Annotated in this window: 14 protein-coding genes; 5 read left to right on the forward strand and 9 right to left on the reverse strand. The window is 72.6% G+C overall.

The features are described 5' to 3' along the window. The first annotated feature begins 114 nt into the window (after positions 1–114). From OHA99_RS05450 to OHA99_RS05460, 3 genes are read left to right on the forward strand one after another with little or no spacing between them, the layout of a single operon-like run. Complete coding sequence (locus tag OHA99_RS05450) at positions 115–1,128, forward strand: carboxymuconolactone decarboxylase family protein (RefSeq protein WP_405694455.1); 1,014 nt, start codon at positions 115–117, stop codon at positions 1,126–1,128. Further along, on the forward strand, positions 1,125–1,325 hold the full coding sequence (locus tag OHA99_RS05455) for a hypothetical protein (protein WP_153177116.1): 201 nt from the start codon (positions 1,125–1,127) through the stop codon (positions 1,323–1,325). Before OHA99_RS05450 ends, OHA99_RS05455 begins: the two co-directional genes overlap by 4 nt. A gap of 60 nt (positions 1,326–1,385) precedes the next feature. Further along, positions 1,386–2,045 (forward strand): hypothetical protein, encoded by a 660-nt coding sequence (locus OHA99_RS05460; RefSeq protein ID WP_054101400.1) that lies wholly within the window; start codon positions 1,386–1,388, stop codon positions 2,043–2,045. Here the strand turns inward: OHA99_RS05460 and OHA99_RS05465 are convergent. The 8 genes from OHA99_RS05465 to OHA99_RS05500 form a co-directional block, all read right to left on the reverse strand. Continuing rightward, positions 2,042–3,607, reverse strand: coding sequence for an NCS1 family nucleobase:cation symporter-1 (locus OHA99_RS05465; RefSeq protein WP_405694458.1), 1,566 nt, complete (start codon positions 3,605–3,607; stop codon positions 2,042–2,044). The two genes, OHA99_RS05460 and OHA99_RS05465, sit on opposite strands and share 4 nt — an antisense overlap. A gap of 113 nt (positions 3,608–3,720) precedes the next feature. After that, positions 3,721–4,743, reverse strand: a complete 1,023-nt coding sequence (locus tag OHA99_RS05470; RefSeq protein WP_153177118.1) for a TIGR03842 family LLM class F420-dependent oxidoreductase — start codon at positions 4,741–4,743, stop codon at positions 3,721–3,723. Between the two features lie 18 nt (positions 4,744–4,761). Then, positions 4,762–6,162: a dihydropyrimidinase gene (gene hydA, locus OHA99_RS05475; RefSeq protein ID WP_153177119.1), complete on the reverse strand. Its 1,401-nt coding sequence runs from the start codon at positions 6,160–6,162 to the stop codon at positions 4,762–4,764. A 101-nt stretch (positions 6,163–6,263) separates the two neighbouring features. After that, positions 6,264–7,106 carry a nitrilase-related carbon-nitrogen hydrolase gene (locus tag OHA99_RS05480; protein ID WP_153177120.1) on the reverse strand — a complete coding sequence of 281 codons (843 nt, stop codon included), beginning with the start codon at positions 7,104–7,106 and terminating at the stop codon, positions 6,264–6,266. A 114-nt stretch (positions 7,107–7,220) separates the two neighbouring features. Further along, complete coding sequence (locus tag OHA99_RS05485) at positions 7,221–8,867, reverse strand: PucR family transcriptional regulator (protein ID WP_405694463.1); 1,647 nt, start codon at positions 8,865–8,867, stop codon at positions 7,221–7,223. Positions 8,868–8,900: 33 nt separating this feature from the next. Further along, positions 8,901–10,184 carry an aspartate aminotransferase family protein gene (locus tag OHA99_RS05490; protein WP_153177122.1) on the reverse strand — a complete coding sequence of 428 codons (1,284 nt, stop codon included), beginning with the start codon at positions 10,182–10,184 and terminating at the stop codon, positions 8,901–8,903. Further along, positions 10,181–11,023 carry a nitrilase-related carbon-nitrogen hydrolase gene (locus tag OHA99_RS05495; protein WP_087788949.1) on the reverse strand — a complete coding sequence of 281 codons (843 nt, stop codon included), beginning with the start codon at positions 11,021–11,023 and terminating at the stop codon, positions 10,181–10,183. The genes OHA99_RS05490 and OHA99_RS05495 overlap by 4 nt, the downstream gene beginning before the upstream one ends. 179 nt (positions 11,024–11,202) lie before the next feature. Next, a complete protein-coding gene (locus tag OHA99_RS05500; protein ID WP_115745036.1) occupies positions 11,203–11,454 on the reverse strand; it encodes a helix-turn-helix domain-containing protein in 252 nt (83 codons plus the stop codon). A gap of 98 nt (positions 11,455–11,552) precedes the next feature. On the opposite strand from OHA99_RS05500, the gene map reads away from it, so the two are divergent. After that, a complete protein-coding gene (map, locus tag OHA99_RS05505; RefSeq protein ID WP_164382068.1) occupies positions 11,553–12,329 on the forward strand; it encodes a type I methionyl aminopeptidase in 777 nt (258 codons plus the stop codon). Between the two features lie 153 nt (positions 12,330–12,482). Further along, entirely contained in the window at positions 12,483–15,011 is a 2,529-nt protein-coding gene (locus OHA99_RS05510; protein WP_405694467.1) for an ATP-dependent Clp protease ATP-binding subunit, read from the forward strand. Here OHA99_RS05510 and ggt read toward each other — a convergent pair whose 3' ends face one another. Then, entirely contained in the window at positions 15,012–16,859 is a 1,848-nt protein-coding gene (gene ggt, locus OHA99_RS05515; RefSeq protein WP_405694470.1) for a gamma-glutamyltransferase, read from the reverse strand. Positions 16,860–16,885 lie beyond the last annotated feature (26 nt).

Genomic DNA, 16,885 nt, shown 5'->3' on the forward strand with positions numbered 1-16,885 from the left:
GCGGACTACTCCCGGTGAAGTAGCCGGCCGCCCGGCCCGGCCCCGGCGGCGCAGTTCCCACCGCATCCGGACGTACGACGACTTCGGGCGCCCCGGTGGCGCACGCTGCTGTCCATGCCCACACCCTTCCGTCACACCGAACCGCTGCCGCCGAAGGCGGCCACCGGCCGCGTCGCCGAGGTCTACGCACAGGCCGCGCGGGACTTCGGCATTCCCGAGCCCGCCCCGTTCGTGGTCCTCTCCTCCGCACCCGTGCTGGTCGCCCCCGCCTGGGCGCTGATGCGCGAGTCCCTGCTCGCCGGCCCCGGCGACCGGACCGGGAAGGAGGTCGCCGCCTTCGGGGTGTCCGAGGCCAACAGGTGCCGGTTCTGCGTGGACGCGCACACCATGCTGCTGCACGCCACCGGCGACCACGCCCTGGCCGAGCGGCTGGCCCGGGGCCAGGAGCCGGCCGACGAGCGGCACGCGCGCGTGCTCGACTGGGCCCGCCGCACCCGCGTTCCGGGAACGGCGCGCGAACCCCACCCGTTCCCTCCCGAGGAGGCTCCCGGCTACCTCGGCACCGTGCTGGCCTTCCACTTCATCAACCGCGTCGTGTCGTCCCTGGTGACCGAGACGCTGCTGCCGGGCGGCGCGCAACGTCTGCGCCCGGTGCGGAGCCTGGCGGGCCGGACGCTGTCCCGCACCGTGCGCCGAACCGCCGTGCCCGGCGCCTCCCTTCCCCTGCTGGACGACCCCGGCCGGGGACCGGCGTGGGCGGCGGGGACACCGGTCGGCCCGGCGTACGCGGCGCTGAGCGCCACGGCCCCGATGGGCGCCGGTCTCCTGGACGCCGACGACCAGGATCTCGTACGCGCCACCCTGCGGGACTGGGACGGGTCGCACCCGCCCCTGACTCCGGACCCGTTCCCGGACCGGCGGGACCGGCCCGGTGCCCGGCTGGCGCTGCTGGCCGCGCTCGCGCCGTACCGGATGACGGACGCGGACGTGGCGGCCTGGCGCCGGCCGGAGCACACCGACCACTGCCTGGTGCACCTCGTCGCGTACGGCGCGTTCGCCGCCGTGGACCGCATCGAGAGGGCCCTGACCGCCCCGGCCGCTCGGCCCGCCGATCGGGAGACCTCATGACCGTCGTCACCGGCTCCCGCCGGGAGCCCGGTTCCGACGCGGTCCGGGACGCCGCCGACTTCCTGCTGTCGCGCTACCCGGGCCGTCCCCTGCCCGCCGGACGGCTCGCCGGGCCGGAGGCGGCGCCGCTCCTTCGTCTGCGTCACCGCCCGGCCACGCAGCGAGTTCGCCCTTCCGCCCCACGGGGACTCGTGTGAGACTGGCGTCCCGTCCGCCGTGCGGGCCCCCTCCGCACCATCCCCCACGAGAAGTGCGCCTTGCGTTCTCTTCCTCTGCCGCTCGCCCTGACCGCCCGGCTGGCGCCGGTCGCCGTGCTCGCCACGGCGGGCTGGGCCATGTCGTCCGGGCCGGACACCTCACCGGCCGCGAAGGACAGGACGCCGGCGCCCGACACCACCAGCAGATCGGCGTCCGCCCCGGCGACCGAGGCGGCGACGAAGACGTACGCCGCCGCTCCGGCGCCCTGCGAGGCGCTGGCCGGGAAGACGGTCACCTCGCTGGTGCCGGGCGCGAAGGCGGACGGCAAGGAGATCCCGTCCACGGACACCAAGGTGCGCCGCACCTGTTCCTGGAACGCGCTGAAGGGATACGACTACCGATGGCTCGACGTCTCCTTCGAGGTGATGGAGACGGACGAGGCGGCGCAGAAGTCGTACAAGGAGCGCGTCGCCGACCGCAGCGGCGGCGGTGACGTCCCGGGTCTCGGCGACAGCGCCTACTCCGTCGTGAACCTCACCACCGAGGACAAGCAGCAGACCCGCGAGGGCACCGTGCTGGTCCGCGCCGCCAACGCCCTGGTGGTGATCACCTACAACGGCAGCGACTTCGAGTCGAAGAAGGCCCCCGCTACGACCGAGATCAACAAGGGCGCCATCAAGGCGGCCAAGGAGGCCGTGGCCGCCTTGCAGGACGGCTAGGAGGTGCCCGCGGAGCGGGCCGGGTCCGCTCCGGCCGCCTCGGCACCGGGCCGGGTGACGGGCAGCAGCATCAGGGCCAGGTAGAGGATCAGGGACGTGCCCAGGCCCACCGCCCAGCCGTAGTCGGCCAGCGGTTCGAGGAACGGTACGGGGCGGCCGTCGACCAGGGGGTGGAAGTCCGCGCCGCCGATGGCCAGGACGCCGCCGACGGCGAACGCGAGGACCGCACGCCAGTTCCAGCCTCCGCCGTACCAGTAGCGGCCGCCCCGGCGGTACAGGTCGACCAGGTGCAGCCGGGCGCGGCGCAGGATCCAGTAGTCGGCGATGAGGATGCCGGCCACCGTGCCGAGCAGTCCGCCGACCAGGCCGAGCCAGGTGAAGATGTAGCCCTGCGGGTCGGAGTACAGCTTCCAGGGGAAGATCAGCACGGCCAGGACGGACGTGATGAGCGCGCCCGCCCGGAAACTGACCTTGCGCGGCGCGACGTTGGAGAAGTCGAAGGCCGGGGAGACCAGGTTGGCGGCGATGTTGACGGACAGGGTCGCCACGAGCACGGTCACCAGGGCGAAGAGCAGGCCGACCACGTTGTCGGTCTTCGCGGCGAGCTGGACCGGGTCCCAGATCGGTTCGCCGTAGACGGCCTGCGAGCCGGAGGTGACCATCACGGAGAGGAAGGCGAACAGCGTCATCGTCGTCGGCAGGCCGAGGGCCTGGCCGCGGGTCTGGGCCTTCTGGCTCTTCCCGTAGCGGGTGAAGTCGGGGATGTTGAGGGACAGCGTGGACCAGAAGCCGATCATGCCCATCAGGGAGGGCCAGAACAGCTTCCAGAAGTCGCCGCCCCAGCCCAGCTTCGAGGGCTGGTCGAAGAGCGGGCCGAAGCCGCCCGCCTTGTCCGCCATCCACCACAGCATCACGAAGGCGCCGACGAGGACGAAGGGCGCCGCCCAGTTCTCGAAGCGGCGGATGGTCTCCATGCCCCGGTAGATGATGGCGACCTGGAGCGCCCAGAAGATCGCGAAGGACAGCCACATGGTCCAGGCGTGGCCGCCGAAGGTTCCCGCGTTCGTCCAGCCGTCGCCGATCAGTTTGCCGGCCAGGAAGTAGATCGCCTCGCCGCCGATCCAGGTCTGGATGCCGAACCAGCCGCAGGCCACCAACGCCCGTACGACGGCGGGCAGGTTGGCGCCCCGGATACCGAAGGAGGCGCGGGCGAAGACCGGGAAGGGGATGCCGTACCTGGGTCCGGCGTGCCCGGTGAGCAGCATCGGGGCGAGGACGATCAGGTTGGCCAGGGCGATGGTGAACACCGCCTGCTTCCAGTCCATGCCGACCGCGATGAGACCGGAGGCGAGCGTCCACGAGGCCGTGTTGTGGGCCATGCCGACCCACAGGGCGGAGAAGTTGTACGTGGTCCAGGTGCGCCCCTCGACGGGGACGGGCAGCAGGTCCTCGTTGGCGTAGGGGCCGCTCGGCGGCGGGGAGCCGGGGGCGAGCTCCACACGCCCGTCGGGGAGGGTGACTTGGGCGGACGGCGGTATGGCCGTGGGCGCGGTGTCGGTCATGGGCAGGCCAATCATGCGGTGGGACGGGAGAGGCCGTGCGGGCGGTGCCGAGGGGGGTGCGCGGGTGCTGCGCCCTGGTGCCCGCCCCGTCGTGCGGGGCGGGCAGGGGTGGGTCACGCGTTGACGGCCGGGATGACCTTCGTGCCGTAGGTGTCGATCACGGCTTCCTGCGCGTCGTGCATGTCGTACAGCGCGAACTGGTCGACGCCGAGGGCGCGCAGGGCGGTCAGCTTCTCGATGTGCTTCTCGACCGGTCCGATCAGGCAGAACCGGTCGACGATCTCGTCCGGCACGAACTGCGTGTCCGGGTTGCCGCTGCGCCCGTGGTGGGCGTAGTCGTAGCCCTCGCGGGCCTTGATGTAGTCGGTGAGTTCGTCGGGGACGGCACCGGTGTGGGCGCCGTACTTGGCGACCAGGTCGGCGACGTGGTTGCCGACCATGCCGCCGAACCAGCGGCACTGCTCGCGGGCGTGGGCGAGGGCCTCGGGCGAGTCGTCGGCGGTGACGTAGGCCGGGGCGGCGACGCAGACCGTCACGTCCGAGGGGTCGCGTCCGGCGGCCTCGGCGGCGTCCCGGACGGCCTTGACCATGTACTCGGTGAGGTAGAGGTCGGCGAGCTGGAGGATGAAGCCGTCGGCCTCCTCGCCGGTCATCTTCAGCGCCTTGGGCCCGTACGCCGCCATCCACACGGGGACTTCGGCGCCGGGCCTGGTCCAGGGGAACCGGACGACGGTGCCGCCGCCCAGGTCGGCCTCCTCTCCCCTGCCCAGCGCGCGGATGACCCTGATCGCCTCGCTTATGCGGGCGAGGGTGTTGGGCTTGCGTCCGGCCACCCGCATCGCGGAGTCGCCGCGGCCGATGCCGCAGACGGTGCGGTTGCCGAACATGTCGTTGAGGGTGGCGAAGGTGGAGGCGGTCACCTCCCAGGTGCGGGTGCCCGGGTTGGTGACCATCGGGCCGATCTTCAGGGTGCTGGTGTGGGCCAGGATCTGGCTGTAGATCACGAACGGTTCCTGCCACAGCACGGCGGAGTCGAAGGTCCAGCCGTGGCTGAAGCCGTTGTGCTCGGCCCGTTTCATCAGGTCCACGACGCGGGAGGCCGGCGGGTCGGTCTGCAGGACGAGTCCGAAGTCCATGGGCACCGCTCCTCGTTGCTAGTTGAGGTACTGACAGGTGGCGCGCGGGGTGTAGACGCCGTGGCCCTTGCGTCCGGTGTACTCCCGCTCGGTGACGACCGGTTCGCCGCGCGAGAGCACGGTCTCCACCCGGCCGGTGATCCGCCGGCCCTCGTACGCCGAGTAGTCGACGTTCATGTGGTGGGTCTCGGCGGAGATGACCTGTTCGGCGTGCGGGTCGTAGACGACGATGTCGGCGTCGGCGCCGGGCGCGATGGTGCCCTTCTTCGGGTACAGGCCGAACATCCGGGCCGGGGTGGCGCAGGCGATCTCGATCCAGCGGCGGCGGCTGATGTGCCCGTCGACGACGGCCTGGTGGAGCAGGTCCATGCGGTTCTCGACGCCCGGCATCCCGTTGGGGATCTTTGAGAAGTCGCCCCGGCCCAGCTCCTTCTGCCCGCTGAAGCAGAAGGGGCAGTGGTCGGTGGAGACCACCTGGAGGTCGTTGGTGCGCAGGCCCCGCCACAGCGCGGCCTGGTGTTCCCTCGGCCTGAGCGGCGTGCTGCACACGTACTTGGCGCCCTCGAAGCCGGGCTCGGCGAGGTTGTCGGTGGACAGGAACAGGTACTGGGGGCAGGTCTCGCCGAAGACGGGCAGGCCCTCGTCACGGGCCCGGGTCAGCTCGGCCACCGCTTCCGTCGCCGAGACGTGCACGACGTACAGCGGCGCCCCGGCGACCTGGGCGAGCCGGATCGCGCGGTGCGTCGCCTCCGCCTCCAGCAGCGCCTTGCGGACCTCGCCGTGGAAGCGCGGGTCGGTCTCGCCCCGGGCGAGCGCCTGCTCCACGAGGACGTCGATCGCGATGCCGTTCTCCGCGTGCATCATGATCAGGCCGCCGTTCTCGGCGGCGCGCTGCATGGCGCGCAGGATCTGGCCGTCGTCGGAGTAGAAGACACCGGGGTACGCCATGAACTGCTTGAAGGAGGTCACCCCCTCCTCCACCAGCAGGTCCATCTCCTTGAGCGTCTTCTCGTTGACGTCGGAGACGATCATGTGGAAGGCGTAGTCGATCGCGCAGTTGCCCTCCGCCTTGGCGTGCCAGGCGTCCAGGCCGGAGCGCAGGGAGTGCCCGACGCTCTGGATGGCGAAGTCGACGATCGTGGTCGTGCCGCCCCAGGCGGCGGCCCGGGTGCCGGTCTCGAAGGTGTCGGCGGCGTAAGTGCCGCCGAAGGGCATCTCCATGTGGGTGTGCCCGTCGACGCCGCCCGGGACGACGTACTTGCCGCTCGCGTCTATCACCCGCTCGGCCGTGAACGCCTCGGCCGCCGGGGTGCCGGTCGCGGCGAGGGCGGCGACGCGGCCGTCCTCGATCAGGACGTCGGCGTGGATCTCGTCGGACGCGGTGACGACGAGGCCGCCGCGAATTGCCGTACGGCTCATGGGGTCGCTCCTCGTTGTGGGTGAGTGACGGTGGTCGGGGGCTGGTCGCGCCCGCGCGGCGGTAGCCGCAATCGAGCACGGCCCCGCGCCCCTCAGGTCGTCTACGGAGCCGTCAGTGGTTCATATGACCCCGGCGCGCGGTCGCGGTAGAACTGCCAGCGGTCGCGGACCTCGCGCAGCTTGCCCATGTCGAGGTCCCGGACGACGAGTTCGGTCTCCTTGTCGCTCGCCACCTCGCCGACGAACTGGGCCTCGGGGTCGACGAAGTACGAGGTGCCGTAGAAGTCGTTGTCGCCCAGTTCCTCGACGCCGACGCGGTTGATGGCGCCGACGAAGTACTCGTTGGCGACGGCGGCCGCCGGCTGTTCCAGCTGCCACAGGTAGCCGGACAGGCCGCGCGAGGTGGCCGACGGGTTGAAGACGATCTCGGCGCCTTCGAGGCCCAGCGCCCGCCAGCCCTCCGGGAAGTGCCGGTCGTAGCAGATGTACACGCCGACCTTGCCGACGGCGGTGTCGAAGACCGGCCAGCCGCTGTTCCCGGGGCGGAAGTAGAACTTCTCCCAGAAGCCCCGCACCTGGGGGATGTGCGTCTTGCGGTACTTGCCGAGGTAGGAGCCGTCGGCGTCGATGACGGCGGCGGTGTTGTAGAGGACGCCGGGCTGCTCCTCCTCGTACATGGGAAGCACCAGGACGATGCCGTGTTCGCGGGCCAGGCGCTGGAAGCGCTCCACGATCGGGCCGTCCGGGACGCGTTCGGCATAGGCGTAGAACTCGGGGTCCTGGACCTGGCAGAAGTACGGTCCGTAGAACAGCTCCTGGAAGCACATGACCTGTGCGCCCTGGGCGGCGGCGTCGCGCACCGCCTGCTCGTGGACCTGGATCATCGATTCCTTGTCGCCCGTCCAGGCGGTCTGGAAGAGCGCGGCACGGATCACTCGGCTCATCTTCGGCCTCCACTCGCTCGGTGTGGCGCTCGGTGTACGGCGAGACTAGGGACGGCGGCCGGCCGGAATGAGTGGCACGGTGTCACGTCTGCGGGGGTCGGGCATTGCACGGTGTCACCCCTGTTGTGCGTCGTGGGCGAGGAGCGCGATGTGGACGGAGGCGGCCTGCTCGAAGTCGTCGAGGTCGACGCCGAGCCGGCCCTGTATGGCTTCGAGGCGCCGGTAGAGGGCGGGCCGGGAGACGTGGTGGAGCTGGGCGGTGCGGGACTTGTTGCGTCCGGTGGCGAGGTAGGTGCGCAGGACGGACAGCAGGTCCTCGTCGGGGCCGCGCAGCAGTCCGTCCAGCTCGCGTTCGGCGAAGGACTGCACGTGCGGGTCGTCGCGCAGCAGCCGCACCAGGCCGCGCAGGTGGATGTCGCGCAGCCGCACGACGGGTGGCAGGTCCAGGGCGGCGGTCGCGGAGTCGGCGACGGCGTCGGCGACGTGCTGGGCCTCGCGCAGGCCGGCTGGGACGTCGGTCCAGTCGGCGCGGGCGTCGGCCGCCGCGACCACGGCGCGGGAGTTGTCCGGTTCCGCACGCAGCCGGGTGGCGAAGTGGGCCGTGAGCGCCCTGGCGTCCTGGTCGGGGGCGAGGCTGAGCAGGACGGCGACGTGGTCGTCGGCGAGCCGGGCGGCGATGCCGGGCAGTCCAAGGCGGCGCAGCACCCGGGCGGCGCGGGCCGGCTCGCGTTCGCGGACGACGAGGGGGACGAAGACGCGCCGGTTGACGGGCAGCCCCGCGGCGCGCGCCCGGGGCAGCAGTTGCCGCGCGGGGACGGCCCCGGTGACGAGGTCGGTGAGCAGGCTCCGCGCGGACTGCTCCTCCCAGGAGTCCCACGAGTCCCCGGGGCCTCCCGGACCACCGGGGCCCCCGGTGCCCTGGCCGTGGGTGCCGTCACCGGCGAGCATGCGGTGCAGGACGAGGCCCTCGGCCGCGCGGTCGGCGAGCAGCCGCCCGGCGGCCCGTTCGCCCCGGAAGCCGCACAGCACCAGGCGCCCCCAGCGTTCCCCGCGGCAGCTCAGTTCGGTGCGGATCCAGCCGTCGGCCGACGCGGCACCGGCCTGCCGGGCGATGCGCTCCCAGTCGCGCAGTACGTCGTCGACGGCCGCCCGCTCCCCCGCCGTGCCGAGGACGCGGTGGGCGAGGTTGGTGACGACGACCGGGCAGCCGGCGTGCCGGGCCACCTCGTCGAGCAGGCGCTGCACGGGGGCACCCGCGGTGATCAGGCCGGTCAGTTCGGTGCGCACGGCCTCGGAGAGGCTGACGGCGGCGAACTTGCGCCGCAGCAGCCGGGACTGCACCTCCTCGGTCAGTTCCGCGAAGGGGAAGGGCCGGTGCAGGACGACCATGGGCAGCCCGCAGCGCTCGGCCGCCCTGCGCATCACGTCGGGCGGCGCGGGGAAGGCGCGGCCGAGGCCGAGCACGACGGCGGCGGCCTCGGCGCGGTCCAGGGAGCGGACGTACTCGCCCTGCCGGGCCTCGTCACCGGCGAGCAGCACACCGGTGGTGAGGACCATCTCGCCGCCGCTGAGCATCACGCCGACGTCGGCGGCCTCGGCGACGTGCACCCAGCGCACGGGCCGGTCGAGCCGGTGGGCGCCGGCCACCACCTCGGGCTGCCCCGCCCGCACCCGTTCGAGGCCGAGGACCTGACGGACCGACAGGGCGGGCTCCCAGGGCTGGCCGGGTCGCGGGGGCGGGATCGGCGAGGTGGTGGTCATGGCGGCGCCTCCTGGGGCTCGGCCACGCGGCGGTCAGATGCTGCGCAGGGCGCGTTCGAGGATCGCGGCGCCCTCCTCGGCCTCCGCGACGGTGAGGGACATCGGCGGGGCGACGCGCAAAACGCTGGTGCTGTGACCGCCGCCCTTGCCGACCAGCAGCCCGCCGGCGCGGGCCTCCTCGAGGACGGTGGACGCCGCCTCGGGGTCCGCCTCGTCGGTGCCGGGCCGGGCCAGCTCGACGCCGATCATCAGCCCGCGCCCGCGCACCTCCCGTACGTGCGGCACCTGGGCGGCGACGGCGCGCAGCCGTTCGATGAGCAGTCCGCCGACGCGCCGCGCGTTGCCCTGGAGGTCGTGTTCCAGGAGGTGGTTGAGGTTGGCGAGACCGGCCGCCATGGTGACCTGGGTGCCGCCGAACGTGGAGATGCTGTTGGCGTCCAGGCAGTTCATGATCTCGGCGCGGGCGACGACACCGCCGATCGACATGCCGTTGCCGATGCCCTTGGCGAAGGTGACGATGTCGGGCGGGCCGTTCCTGCCGTGCGCCTGCCAGCCCCAGAAGTGGTCGCCGGTGCGGCCCCAACCGGTCTGCACCTCGTCGGAGATCCACAGGATGCCCCGCTCGTGCAGCACCTCGCGGAAGGCGGCGTACAGGCCGTCCGGCGGGGAGGTGAAGCCGCCGACGCCCTGGACGGGTTCGGCGATCAGGGCGGCGGGGGCGCGGGTGTGGCCGAGCAGGTCCTCGAGGTCGGCGACGCAGGCGTCGGTGAAGTCCCGGTCGTCCAGGTGGGCGTAGGGGCCGCGGGTGCGGACGCCGCCGTGCACGTAGAGGGTCTGGAGCGGGGACAGGGAGGTCGGGGACCAGCCGCGGTTGCCGGTGATGCCGACGGCACTGAAGGAGCGGCCGTGGTAGCTGTTGCGCATCGCCAGGATCGCGTTGCTGCGCCGGTACGCGGTGGCGAGCAGCAGGGCGGTGTCGTTGGCCTCGGTGCCGGAGGTGGTGAAGAAGACGCGGGCGTCGGGGATGCCGGACAGCTGGGCGACGCGTTCGGCGAGTTCGACCATCGGCCGGTTGAGGTAGAGGGTCGAGGAGTGGACGATCCGACCGGCCTGCTCGGCGACGGCCTTGGTGACCTCGGGCAGGGCGTGCGCGGTCATCGTGGTGAGGATGCCGCCGAAGAAGTCGAGGTACTTGTGGCCGGCCGCGTCCCACACGTGGCGGCCCTCGCCGTGGGTGATCTCCAGCGGGTCCTCGTAGTAGAGGGCGAGCCAGTCGGGCAGGACGGCGCGGTGGCGGGCGAAGAGGTCACGGGTCACGGCCGCACCAGCCCCTCGTAGGCGTCGGGGCGGCGGTCGCGGTAGAAGGCCCACTGCTGCCGCACCTCGTCGATGAGGTCGAAGTCCAGGTCGCGGACGACCAGTTCCTCCTTGGTGTCGCTGGCCGTCTCGCCGACGAACTGCCCGCGCGGGTCGACGAAGTACGACGTGCCGTAGAAGTCGTTGTCCCCGTACTCCTCGACGCCGACCCGGTTGATGGCGGCGACGAAGTACTCGTTGGCGACGGCCGCGGCGGGCTGCTCCAGCTGCCACAGGTGGGCGGAGAGGCCGCGGTGGGTGGCGGACGGGTTGTAGACGAGCTGGGCGCCGCCGAGGCCGAGCTGGCGCCAGCCCTCGGGGAAGTGCCGGTCGTAGCAGATGTAGACGCCGACCTTGCCGACGGCGGTGTCGAAGACCGGCCAGCCCAGGTTGCCGGGGCGGAAGTAGAACTTCTCCCAGAAGCCCTTGACCTGCGGGATGTGGTGCTTGCGGTAGGTGCCGAGGACGGTGCCGTCGGCGTCGATCACGGCGGCGGTGTTGTAGTAGAAGCCGGACTGCTCGACCTCGAAGACGGGGACGACGATCACCATGCCGGTCTCGCGGGCCAGTGCCCGCATGCGGCGGGTCGTGGGTCCGTCGGGGACCGGTTCGGCCCAGCGGTAGTGCTCGGGGTCCTGGACCTGGCAGAAGTAGGGGGCGTTGAAGACTTCCTGGAACCCGATGACCTTGGCGCCCCGCCGGGCGGCCTCGCGGGCGTGCTCCTCGTGTTTCGCCACCATGGACTCGGTGTCGCCGGTCCAGGTGGCCTGGACGAGAGCGGCACGTACGACGTTGGCCATGAGCTGCTCCTTCGACACGACGTCAGAGCCTCTACGCCCGTAGAGCAGGCCGTAGAGGGACGAACGTAAGCCTGGCCGGAGGGGCTTGCCAAGACCATCGTCGTCAAGGCGCGGTGTCGATCACGTTTCGCACTCCGGTGGGTGAGTGCGGGCGCCCGGTCCCGTCGCGGGCGGGTGGCTCAGGCCGGCACGGGCGCGCACCTGCCCACCAGCTCGTCCATGGACAGCCCCAGCGCTCCGGCCAGCGCGGCCACGGTGAAGAACGCCGGGGTGGGGGCCCGGCCGGTCTCGATCTTGCGCAGGGTCTCGGCGGAGATGCCGGCCTGGGCGGCGACCGCCGTCATGCTCCGTTCGCCGCGGGCCGCGCGGAGCAGGCGGCCGAGCCGCTCGCCGCGCTCGCGCTCTTCGGGGGTCAGAGGGGTGCGTACCATGGCGTCATTCTAATACCGGCTTCCCGTACCGGGCCCCCATGCGGCACACGGTCGCGCGGTTGCGCTAACCCAATTCAAATACCGGTATAGTAATTGGCATGGTGGAACTGAAGACGGACTCATCGATCGACGCCATGCACGCGGCCGGACAGGTCGTCGCGCGGGCCCTGACCGCCGTACGGCAGGCGGCGGGCGTGGGGGTGTCCCTGCTGGAGCTGGACGCGGTGGCGCACGAGGTACTGCGGGAGGCGGGCGCGGGCTCGCCGTTCCTCGGGTACCGGCCCTCCTTCGCGCCGACCCCCTTCCCGGGCGTCATCTGCGCGTCGGTGAACGACGCGATCGTGCACGGCATCCCGGACGGCTACCGGCTGCGCGACGGGGACCTGCTCTCCGTCGACTGCGGCGCCCTCCTGGACGGCTGGGCGGGCGACTCTGCGCTCAGCCTCGTCGTGGGCACCCCGCGACCGGCCGACCTGGCGCTGATCGAGACCGCGGAGCGGGCACTCGACGCGGGCATCGGGGCGGCCGTCGTCGGCAACCGCATCGGCGACATCGCCCACGCCATCGGCACCGTGTGCCGGTCGGCGGGCTACGGGATCATGGAGGACTTCGGCGGCCACGGCATCGGCCGGCACATGCACGAGGACCCGGGAGTGCCCAACGAGGGCCGTCCCGGGCGCGGGCTCCCGCTGCGGCACGGCATGGTCATCGCCATCGAGCCCATGCTGACCGCAGGCGGCCGGGACGACTACCACGCGGCTCCCGACGGCTGGACCCTGCGCACGAACGACGGCTCCCGGGCCGCGCACGTGGAGCACACCGTGGCCATCACGGAGAGCGGTCCGCGCGTGCTGACGTCGCGGGACGGGCTCTGAGCCGCCGGACGACCCCCGCGCGAGGCCCTCCGTCCGCCCGGCTTCCCGGCATGCCCGCGGGAACAGAACGTGTCATGTTGGGCATGACCGCGCCCCGTCCGGGTTACCCGGCCCCGGCACGTCGATCAGCGATGCAGCGGAGGTCCGGACACGATGACCAGCGGCTACATGGGCCCGGAGGGCGACCCGTTCGCGGAATTCCTGGCACGCTTCTTCGGCGGGCCCAGGCCCCGGCAGATCGACATCGGCCGGCTGCTCAGCCAGCCCGCCCGTGAGCTGGTGCGCGGCGCCGCCCAGTACGCCGCCGAGCACGGCAGCCGGGACCTGGACACCGAGCACCTGCTGCGGGCCGCGCTCTCCACCGAGCCGACCCGGGGGCTGCTCAGCCGGGCCGGCGCCGACCCCGACTCGCTGGCGTCGCAGATCGACGAGCGGACCGGCCCGGTGCAGCACCCCCCGGGCGAGGTCCCGCCGCCCACGTCGCTCTCGCTCACCCCGGCCGTCAAGCGCGCCCTGCTGGACGCGCACGAGCTGGCCCGCTCCACCGGCACCGGGTACATCGGCCCGGAGCACGTGCTCAGCGCCCTGGCCGCCAACCCGGACTCGGCCGCCGGGCACATCCTGAACGCGGCCCGGTTCGCGCCGTCCAGCATGCCCACGGAGTCGCCGGAGGCCGCGAAGGCCCGCACCGAGAGCGCCCGGACCACCAACACGCCGACCCTCGACAAGTACGGCCGCGACCTCACCGACCTGGCCCAGCAGGGGCGGATCGACCCGGTGATCGGCCGCGAGGAGGAGATCGAGCAGACCGTCGAGGTGCTCTCCCGGCGCGGCAAGAACAACCCCGTGCTGATCGGTGACGCCGGTGTCGGCAAGACCGCCGTCGTGGAGGGCCTCGCCCAGCGCATCACCGACGGCGACGTGCCCGACGTGCTGGTGGGACGGCGGGTGGTCGCCCTCGACCTGACCGGTGTGGTCGCCGGAACCCGCTACCGGGGCGACTTCGAGGAGCGGATGAACAACATCGTGGGCGAGATCCGCGCCCACTCCGACCAGCTGATCATCTTCATCGACGAGCTGCACACGGTCGTCGGCGCCGGCGGTGGCGGCGAGGGCGGATCGATGGACGCCGGGAACATCCTCAAGCCGGCCCTGGCCCGCGGCGAGCTGCACATCGTGGGCGCCACCACGCTGGAGGAGTACCGCAGGATCGAGAAGGACGCGGCCCTCGCCCGGCGCTTCCAGCCGATCCTGGTGCCGGAGCCCACCGTCCCCGACGCCATCGAGATCCTGCGCGGCCTGCGCGACCGCTACGAGGCCCACCACCAGGTCCGCTACACCGACGAGGCGCTGGTCGCGGCCGTGGAGATGTCCGACCGCTACCTCACCGACCGGCGGCTGCCCGACAAGGCCATCGACCTGATCGACCAGGCGGGCGCCCGGGTCCGGCTCCAGTCGCGCACCAAGGGCACCGACGTACGGGCCCTGGAGCGGGAGGTCGACCAGCTGGTCCGGGACAAGGACCAGGCGGTCGCCGACGAGCAGTACGAGCAGGCCACGCAGCTGCGCGACCGGATCGTCGAGCTGAAGCAGCGGATCGCCGAGGCCACCGGCGACGGTCAGGCCGACGAGGGACTCGACCTGGTCGTGGACACCGAGTCCATCGCCGAGGTGGTGTCCCGGCAGACCGGCATCCCGGTCAGCAGCCTCACCCAGGAGGAGAAGGACCGCCTGCTGGGCCTGGAGTCCCACCTGCACGAGCGGGTGGTCGGCCAGGACGAGGCGGTCCGGGTCGTCTCCGACGCCGTGCTGCGCTCGCGCGCCGGGCTGTCCAGCCCCGACCGGCCCATCGGCAGCTTCCTCTTCCTCGGCCCGACCGGCGTCGGCAAGACGGAACTGGCCCGGGCGCTGGCCGAGGCGCTGTTCGGCAGCGAGGACCGGATGGTCCGCCTCGACATGAGCGAGTACCAGGAGCGCCACACCGTCAGCCGCCTGGTCGGCGCCCCGCCCGGCTACGTCGGGCACGAGGAGGCCGGTCAGCTCACCGAGGTGGTGCGCCGCCACCCGTACTCGCTGCTCCTGCTGGACGAGGTGGAGAAGGCGCACCCGGACGTCTTCAACATCCTGCTCCAGGTCCTGGACGACGGGCGGCTGACCGACTCGCAGGGCCGCACGGTCGACTTCTCCAACGCGGTCGTCGTGATGACCAGCAACCTGGGCTCGGACGTGATCACCCGGCGCGGCGCGGGCATCGGCTTCGGCTCGGGCGGCGCGGAGGCGGACGAGGAGGCGCGGCGCGAGCAGGTGCTGCGCCCGCTGCGCGAGCACTTCCGGCCCGAGTTCCTCAACCGTGTCGACGAGATCGTCGTCTTCCGCCAGCTCAGCGGCGAGCAGTTGCGGCAGATCACCAGCCTGCTCCTCGACCAGACCCGCCGCATGGTGCGCGCGCAGGGCATCACCGTCGAGTTCACCGACGCGGCCGTGGACTGGCTCGCCGAGCGCGGCTACCAGCCCGAGTACGGCGCCCGCCCGCTGCGCCGCACCATCCAGCGCGAGGTGGACAACGAACTGTCCCGGCTGCTCCTCGACGGCCGGGTCGCGGAGGGCGGCCGGGTGACGGTCGACGTCGAGGACGGGCGGCTGGCGTTCCGGACGCCCGAGCGGCCCGTCCCCGAGCTGTGACTACCTGCCGCGCACCGGTTCGACCACCATCGCCGAGCCGCCGCCGCGCCGTACCTTCTCGGCGGCGGCCAGCCACTTGCCGTGCGGCAGCCGCTGCACCGCGGTCGCGGCGCCGATCTCGGGGTTGAGCTTGAAGGAGTGCCCGAGGGCCTCCAGCTCCGCCCGTACGGCGCTGTCGTAGAGGCCGGGTTCGAGTTCGGTCTGTGCGGCGTTGCGCTGGCTGGCGCGCGGCGCTGCGATCGCGTCGACGAGCGGGAGTCCGCGGTCGACGAAGCCGGTGAGGGTCTGGAGCACGGTGGTGATGATGGTGGCGCCGCCGGGCGAGCCGAGGGCCACGACCGGCTTGTGGTGGCGGTCCAGGACGATCGTCGGCGCGATCGAGGAGCGGGGGCGCTTGCCGGGCCCCGGCAGGTTCGGGTCGTGGACGGCCGGGTTGGCCGGGGCGAAGGAGAAGTCCGTCAGCTCGTTGTTGAGCAGGAAGCCCCGGCCGGGCACGGTGATGCCGCTGCCGCCGGTCTGCTCGATGGTGAGCGTGTAGGCGACGACGTTCCCCCACTTGTCGGCCACCGTGAGGTGCGTGGTGTTCTCGCCCTCGTACGTCGTCGGCGCCGCCGTGCCGCCGCCCGCGCAGTCGGCCGGGTGCCTCGGGTCGCCGGGGGCCAGCGGGCTGGTGAGCGCCGCGTCGTCCTTGATCAGGCACTCACGGGAGTCGGCGTACCGCTGGGACAGCAGCTCCTTCGCCGGTACGTCCTCGAAGGCGGGGTCGCCGACCCAGCGGCCCCGGTCGGCGAACGCGATACGGCTGGCCTCGATGTAGCGGTGCAGGTAGCCGGCCTTGTCCGCGGCGGAGAGGTCGGTGCGCTCCAGGATGTTGAGGGCCTCGCCGACCGTGGTGCCGCCGGAGGAGGACGGGGCGATGGAGTACACGTTCAGGCCGCGGTAGCCGGTCTTCGTCGGCGCCTGGAGCTTGGCCCGGTAGGCGGCGAGGTCCTTGGCGGACAGGTCGCCGGGGCGGGCGTTCCAGCCGGACTCCGGGTCGACGGGCGGCTCGTTGACGGTGTCGACGATGTCCTCGCCGAGTTCGCCGTGGTAGATCGCGCCGACACCCTCGCGGCCCAGCTCCCTGTACGTGCGCGCCAGGTCGGGGTTCTTGAACGTGGAGCCGACGACCGGCAACTCGCCCCCGGGCAGGAACAGTTCGGCGGTGTCCGGGAAGTAGCGGAAGCGCTGCTCGTTGGAGGCGGTCTGGGAGCGGAAGGTCTCGTCGACGGTGAAGCCGTGCCGGGCGAGCCGTTCGGCGGGCTTCAGGACCGAGGAGAGCGGGCGGCTGCCCCACCGGTCCAGGGCGGTCTGCCAGGTGGCCGGGGTGCCCGGGGTGCCGACGGCGAGGCCGCTGGTGACGGCGTCGGCGAAGGCGAGCGGCTCGCCGTTCTCCGTGAAGAGCTTCTCGTCGGCGGTGAGCGGTGCGGTCTCGCGGCCGTCGACGGTGCGCACGGTGCGGGACCCGGCGTCGTAGTAGACGAAGTAGCCGCCGCCGCCGACACCGGCGGAGTAGGGCTCGGTGACACCGAGGGCCGCGGCGGTGGCCACGGCGGCGTCGACGGCGTTCCCGCCCTTGCGGAGCACCTCGATGCCGGCGGCGGAGGCGTCCCGGTCGACGCTGGAGACCGCGCCGCCGTAGCCGACGGCGACGGGAACCTTGGGCGCGGTGGGCCTGCCCCGGTCGGCGGGCCCGTTCCGGTCCGTGGGCCCGCTCCGTTGCGTGGGCGGCGCCGCCGCTCCCACCGACACCACCACGGCGGCCGAGACCGCCAGGACCGTCAGATTCCGTGCGACAGGGCGACGCATCCGCACCTCCAGGGAAAGGCCGTTCG

Origin of the sequence: Streptomyces coelicoflavus, from assembly GCF_045041415.1 — a bacterium.
In the GTDB taxonomy this organism is placed as follows: Bacteria; Actinomycetota; Actinomycetes; order Streptomycetales; family Streptomycetaceae; genus Streptomyces; species Streptomyces coelicoflavus.